Below are 6,488 nucleotides of genomic sequence, written 5' to 3'. Positions count from 1 at the left end.
AGCAGACCGGCGAGCGCGCCGGACAGCGCCACCGGGTCGACCGGGTGCGCCACGACGGCCTCGGCACGGCTCCAGTCCGCCAGCCACGCGTCCTGCGGGCGGCCGATGAGCAGCAGCACCGGCGGGCAGTCGTAGATCTCGTCCTTGATCTGCTTCGACACGCCCATGCCGCCCGCCGGTGCGGATTCGCCGTCCAGCACGCAGACGTCCACGCCGCCCTGCTCCAGCGCCGTCAGCACGGCCGGCAGCGTGGCGCACTCCAGGTACTCGACCGCGGGCACGTCGGCGGCCGGACGGCGGCCCGCGGCGAGCCGCACCTGCTCCCGGGTGTTCGCGTCGTCGCTGTAGACCAGCACCGTGGCCGTGGGCTGCATCGTTCCTCCGCGTGGTCGTACCTGGGTGGGGTGAGCGAAACGTCAAGAAGCACATCGGAGCGCTGCCCGGGATCGTACTCCCTCAACGAGCCCCAAGGGAGCAGCCGGAGCCGGTCGCCGCAAGGGCCCAGGAGGCGCCGCGGACCCGGCCCCGGTGACGCGCTTCCGACCTGCGTACGACGGTCGGACACACCGAACGGCACCCCCCGAAGTGAGGACGGAATAAGCGACCGACATAATGTCGGTCGTGGCGACAGCAACAGCAGTAGAAACCGGGCACGCGCACCCGTCGGTCAACCGGCCGAACCTCACCAGCGTCGGAACCATCATCTGGCTGAGTTCCGAGCTGATGTTCTTCGCGGCCCTCTTCGCGATGTACTTCACCCTGCGATCGGTGATGGGAGCCGACTACTGGCAGGAACAGGCAAGCGCCCTGAACCTGCCGTTCGCGGCGACGAACACCATGATCCTGGTGCTCTCCTCTCTGACCTGCCAGCTCGGCGTCTTCGCCGCCGAGCGCGGGGACGTGAAGAAGCTCCGGAGCTGGTTCGTGATCACCTTCGTGATGGGTGCCGTCTTCATCGGCGGTCAGATCACCGAGTACGTGGAGTTGGTGAAGCACGAGGGGCTCTCGCTCTCCTCGGACCCGTACGGGTCGGTGTTCTACCTGACCACCGGCTTCCACGGCCTCCACGTGACGGGAGGTCTGATCGCGTTCCTCTTCGTCCTGGGCAGGACGTACATGGCCAGGCGGTTCACCCATCATCAGGCGACCGCCGCCATCGTCGTGTCCTACTACTGGCACTTCGTCGATGTCGTCTGGATCGGGCTCTTCGCCACGATCTACCTGATCAAGTAGTGCCGGGGCGCGCGCACCGGTACTGCTTGCAGACAGACACATCCAGAAGCATCGACGCAGAAGATCCTGACACCCGGGGTAATCCGTGAAAAAGCTCTCCGCACGACGGCGCCATCCGCTGGCGGCGATCGTCGTTCTACTCTTCGCGCTGGCGGCTACCGGGGGGCTGTACGCCGCGTTTGCACCTGCGGGTGAAGCCAAGGCCGACGCCTCAGCCGCCGCGCAGTCTCTCGCCATCGAGGAGGGCAAGAAGCTCTACGCCGTCGGCTGCTCCAGCTGCCACGGCACCGGTGGCCAGGGCAGCAGCGACGGCCCCAGCCTCGTCGGCGTGGGCGCCGCAGCCGTCGACTTCCAGGTCGGTACCGGCCGGATGCCGATGCAGGCGCCCGGCGTCCAGGCGCCGGCCAAGCCCAAGGTCTACTCCCAGGAGGAGATCGACGCGCTCGCGGCCTACATCGCCTCCCTGGGCCCCGGCCCCGACGTTCCCACCAAGGAGGAGTACAGCCCCGAGGGCCTCAGCGGCGAGGAGATCGCCGAGGGCGGCAACCTCTTCCGGCAGAACTGCGCCCAGTGCCACAACTTCACCGGCGAGGGCGGCGCTCTGACCGAGGGCAAGTACGCCCCGGGCCTCGACGACGTCGACCCGAAGTACATCTACGAGGCCATGGAGACCGGCCCGCAGAACATGCCTGCCTTCCCGGACAGCGTCCTGCCGGAGAAGGAGAAGCGACAGATCATCGCGTACCTGGACAAGGTCAACACCTCGGAGACGCCGACCCCCGGTGGGTGGGGTCTCGGAGGGTTCGGTCCCGTCAGCGAGGGACTCTTCGCCTGGACCATCGCCCTCGCCGTCCTGGTGGGCGTGACCGTCTGGGTCGCAGCCCGGAACGCCAAGGCCAGGAAGTCATGAGTAGCGAGACTGGATCCCACGACGTGCCAGACGAGAACCTGCCGGCGGCGCAGGGCCACGGGGGCAACGCCCCCGCGGCTGCGGACAATCCGTTCAAGGACCCGGGCCTGCCGCCGCACGAGCACCGCATCCAGGACATCGACGAGCGGGCCGCCAAGCGGTCCGAGCGTGTGGTGGCGATGCTGTTCACCCTGTCGATGGTCGCCACGATCGGCTTCATCGCCTCGTACGTGATCTTCCCGGTGGACCAGATCAGGTACATCTTCCCGCTCGGGCACATCAGCACGCTGAACTTCGCGCTCGGCATGACGCTGGGCATCGCGCTGCTCTGCATCGGCGCGGGAGCCGTCCACTGGTCGCGCACCCTGATGAACGGCGAGGAGGTCATCGGCGAGCGGCACCCGATCGGTGCCACCGAGGAGACCAAGGCCGCCGCGCTCGCGGCGTTCACCACGGGCTCCGCCGACTCGGGTCTGGGCCGCCGCAAGCTGATCCGCAACACCATGTTCGGCGCGCTGGCCCTGGTGCCGCTGTCCGGCGTCGTGCTGCTGCGCGACCTGGGCCCGCTGCCCGGGGACAAGCTCTTCCACACCATGTGGCGCAAGGGCCTGCTGCTGGTCAACCAGAACACCGGTGAACCGCTGCGGCCCGAGGACATCACGGTGGGGTCGCTCACCTTCGCGAAGCCCGAGGGCCTCGAGGAGGACAGCCACGACTTCCACCGGGAGATCGCCAAGGCGGCCCTGATGATCGTCCGACTCGAGCCGAACGACATCAAGGACAAGCAGGAACTGGACTGGTCCTACGAGGGCATCGTGGCCTTCTCCAAGATCTGTACGCATGTCGGCTGCCCGGTCAGCCTCTACGAGCAGCAGACCCACCACGTCCTGTGCCCGTGCCACCAGTCGACCTTCGACCTGAGTGACGGCGCACGGGTGATCTTCGGCCCGGCCGGGCACCCCCTGCCGCAGTTGAGGATCAGCGTCAACGAGGACGGTTTCCTCGCGGCCCAGGGCGACTTCGCGGAGCCCGTCGGCCCGAGCTTCTGGGAGCGCGGATGAGCACTTCAACCGATAGTCCGAACACCCGGGGCAAAGCTCCCGCGGGCGAGCGGGTCGCGGACTGGGCGGACGGCCGTCTGGGGATCTACGGCGCGGCGAAGAAGAACCTGCGCAAGGTCTTTCCCGACCACTGGTCCTTCCTGCTCGGTGAGATCGCGCTCTACTCCTTCATCATCATCATCCTGACCGGCGTCTACCTCACCATGTTCTACGTGCCGAGCATGGCCGAGGTGCACTACGACGGCCCGTACGTGCCGATGCAGGGTGTGCTGATGTCCGAGGCCTACGCCTCGACGATCGACATCAGCTTCGACGTCCGCGGCGGTCTGCTCATGCGGCAGATCCACCACTGGGCGGCGCTGATCTTCCTCGTCGCGATGTTCGTGCACATGATGCGGGTGTTCTTCACCGGCGCCTTCCGCAAGCCGCGCGAGCTGAACTGGCTGTTCGGCTTCCTGCTGCTGGTGCTGGGCATGTTCACCGGCTTCACCGGCTACTCGCTGCCGGACGACCTGCTCTCCGGCACCGGCGTCCGGTTCATGGAGGGCGCCATCCTGGCCGTGCCGCTGGTCGGCACCTACCTGGCGATGTTCCTCTACGGCGGCGAGTTCCCCGGCACCGAGATCATCCCGCGCTTCTTCACCGCGCACGTGCTGCTGCTCCCGGGCATCATGCTGGGCCTGGTCGTGGCCCACCTGATCCTGGTCTTCTACCACAAGCACACCCAGTACCCCGGTCCCGGCAGGACCAACAACAACGTCGTCGGCTTCCCGCTGATGCCGGTGTACATGGCCAAGGCCGGCGGCTTCTTCTTCCTGGTCTTCGGCATCATCGCGGTCATCTCCGCGACGGTCAGCATCAACCCCGTGTGGGTGCTCGGCCCCTACCGGCCGGACCTGGTGTCCACCAACGCGCAGCCCGACTGGTACATGGGCTTCTCCGAGGGGCTCATCCGCGTCATGCCCGGCTGGGAGTGGGTCATCCCGACCGGCCACACCATCAACTTCGGTGTGTTCGTACCGCTGATGATCTTCCCGCTGGTGCTCGCCTCGATCGCGGTCTACCCGTTCTTCGAGTCGTGGGTCACCAAGGACAAGCGGGAGCACCACCTGCTGGACCGCCCCCGCAACGCCCCGACCCGGACCGCGTTCGGCATGGCGTGGCTCAGCTGGTACTTCGTGATGCTGATCGGCGGTGGCAACGACCTCTGGGCGATCCACTTCAACCTGTCGATCAACGCGATCACCTGGTTCGTCCGGATCGGCTTCTTCGTGGTGCCGGTACTGGTGTTCATCGCGACCAAGCGGATCTGCCTCGGCCTCCAGCGCCGCGACCGGGACAAGGTCCTGCACGGCGCGGAGACCGGAGTCATCAAGCGGCTGCCGCACGGCGAGTTCATCGAGGTGCACGAGCCGCTGCCGCAGGACAAGCTGCACCTGCTCACCCAGCACGAGCAGTACGAGCCCGCCGAACTGCCCGCAGCGGAGGACGCCAACGGCGTGCGCCGCAAGGTCGGGCCGATCGAGCGGGTCCGGGTACGGCTCAACCGGGGCTACTACGGCCCCGGCAACCAGATCCCCAAGGCCACCCCGGAGGAGTACAAGGAGATCATGAGCGGCCACGGCCACCACTGATCCACCCGGCCTCCGCCGACCGCAGGGCCCCGTCCGCAGCATGGACGGGGCCCTGCGGCGTGTCCGCGGCTCGATAGGGTGTCGGCAGCAGTGACCGACCCGTGACCAGGAGCGTGACCCATGAGCGCTGTTACCCCCACCGGAGGCGACACCGCGGCGGCCCGCACCTGGCCGGACGTCCTGGGCGCCCTCCTCGCCGGTCAGGACCTCACCTCCCGGGACACCGCCTGGGCGATGGACCGCATCATGCTCGGCGAGGCCACCGACGCCCAGATCGCCGGGTTCGCGGTGGCCCTGCGCGCCAAGGGCGAGACGGTCGACGAGGTGTCCGGCCTCGTCCGCACGATGTACGAGCACGCCAACACCATCGAGGTGCCCGGGCCGACGGTGGACATCGTCGGCACCGGCGGCGACCGGGCGAAAACGGTCAACATCTCGACCATGTCGGCCATCGTCGTGGCCGGCACCGGAGCCCGCGTCGTCAAGCACGGCAACCGGGCGGCGTCCTCGGCCAGCGGCTCGTCCGACGTGCTGGAGAAGCTCGGCGTCAATCTCGACCTCAGCCCGCAGCGGGTCGCCGAGGTCGCCGCGGAGGCCGGCATCAGCTTCTGCTTCGCGGTGAAGTTCCACCCCTCCCTGCGCCACGTGGCCGCCGCGCGGCGCGAGTTGGGGATCCCCACCACGTTCAACTTCCTCGGCCCGCTGACCAACCCGGCACGGGTGGGCGCCCAGGCGACCGGCGTCGCGGACGCCCGCATGGCGCCCATCATGGCCGGGGTGCTCGCCGAACGCGGCACCTCCGCCCTGGTCTTCCGCGGTGACGACGGGCTGGACGAACTCACCACCACCGCCACCTCCACGGTGTGGACGGTCCGCGACCACCAGGTGGAGCAGCAGTCGTTCGACCCGCGCGAGGTCGGGCTGCAACTGGTGCCGGTGGAGGCGCTGCGCGGTGCCGACGCGGCCCACAACGCCGATGTCGCCCGCCGCCTGCTCGACGGGGAGCGGGGACCGGTGCGGGACGCGGTGCTGCTCAACTCGGCCGCCGCGCTGGTGGCCCTGACCCCGACGGACGCGTCGCTGGCCGACCAGCTCAGCGCGGGCATGGTCCGGGCAGCCGAGGCCATCGACTCCGGCGCGGCCAAAGCCGCCCTGGACAGATGGGTCACGGCCAGCCAGGCCTGACCCGCACGCAGCCGGTGTCACCCGGGCGGGTGGTCCCTCGCGGGGGCCGCCCGCCCGGCTCACGTGCGTCTCCGCCCCGGTGTTCACCATCCGGACGGCCGCTGTGCCGTCGACGGGCGGCTGTGCCATACTCACGGCAGGTCACGAGTGACAGCGATTTCGGCCCCGGCCCGCTGTCCGGCAACCCTCCTTCCGTGGCGGGGTGCCCCGGGTGATGACCCGGCCGCAGGCAGCAAGGTCTGCGGCAAGCGCGGTAGAGGGAGTTCCCCGATGAGCAGGCGAATGCGGTAGGGCGTCACGCCCCACCCCCGCACGTCCCCGCCGGCACGGTCCGTCGGCCGCTCCGAACCACCCCTCCACCCTTGCCCTTCGGGAGACATCCGCATGTCCGCATCCGCTGCCGCCCCCTGCCGTCCCGCCCCCGCCGCCACCGCGCACGCCGCCGGGGACCCCACCGCCGCGGCG

General features: G+C 69.1%; 6 protein-coding genes and 1 riboswitch. Of the genes, 5 read left to right on the top strand and 1 reads right to left on the bottom strand.

Annotated features, from left to right (window positions below):
- Nucleotides 1-374 (bottom strand): hypothetical protein (locus ACYVE9_RS12320; RefSeq protein WP_461027843.1); only part of this gene is annotated, 374 nt, incomplete at its 3' end.
- Nucleotides 375-612: 238 nt separating this feature from the next.
- Between ACYVE9_RS12320 and ctaE the strand changes: the two genes are divergently transcribed.
- The 5 genes from ctaE to trpD all read left to right on the top strand — a co-directional run bounded on the left by ctaE (nt 613) and on the right by trpD (nt 6,023).
- Nucleotides 613-1,233 (top strand): aa3-type cytochrome oxidase subunit III, encoded by a 621-nt coding sequence (ctaE, locus tag ACYVE9_RS12315; RefSeq protein WP_461027842.1) that lies wholly within the window; start codon nt 613-615, stop codon nt 1,231-1,233.
- Between the two features lie 85 nt (nt 1,234-1,318).
- Nucleotides 1,319-2,143 carry a cytochrome bc1 complex diheme cytochrome c subunit gene (gene qcrC, locus ACYVE9_RS12310; RefSeq protein WP_461027841.1) on the top strand — a complete coding sequence of 275 codons (825 nt, stop codon included), beginning with the start codon at nt 1,319-1,321 and terminating at the stop codon, nt 2,141-2,143.
- A complete protein-coding gene (gene qcrA / locus ACYVE9_RS12305; RefSeq protein ID WP_461027840.1) occupies nt 2,140-3,204 on the top strand; it encodes a cytochrome bc1 complex Rieske iron-sulfur subunit in 1,065 nt (354 codons plus the stop codon). The genes qcrC and qcrA overlap by 4 nt, the downstream gene beginning before the upstream one ends.
- Nucleotides 3,201-4,838 carry a cytochrome bc1 complex cytochrome b subunit gene (gene qcrB / locus ACYVE9_RS12300; protein WP_461027839.1) on the top strand — a complete coding sequence of 546 codons (1,638 nt, stop codon included), beginning with the start codon at nt 3,201-3,203 and terminating at the stop codon, nt 4,836-4,838. Before qcrA ends, qcrB begins: the two co-directional genes overlap by 4 nt.
- A gap of 120 nt (nt 4,839-4,958) precedes the next feature.
- Nucleotides 4,959-6,023 (top strand): anthranilate phosphoribosyltransferase, encoded by a 1,065-nt coding sequence (trpD, locus tag ACYVE9_RS12295; protein WP_461027838.1) that lies wholly within the window; start codon nt 4,959-4,961, stop codon nt 6,021-6,023.
- 139 nt (nt 6,024-6,162) lie between these two features.
- A riboswitch (SAM riboswitch) is annotated at nt 6,163-6,280 on the top strand.
- Nucleotides 6,281-6,488 lie beyond the last annotated feature (208 nt).

The sequence above is a fragment of the Streptomyces sparsus genome (assembly GCF_054776295.1).
The sequence above is the reverse complement of the archived record's forward strand: the minus strand, read 5'-3'. Positions and strand labels throughout refer to the sequence as shown.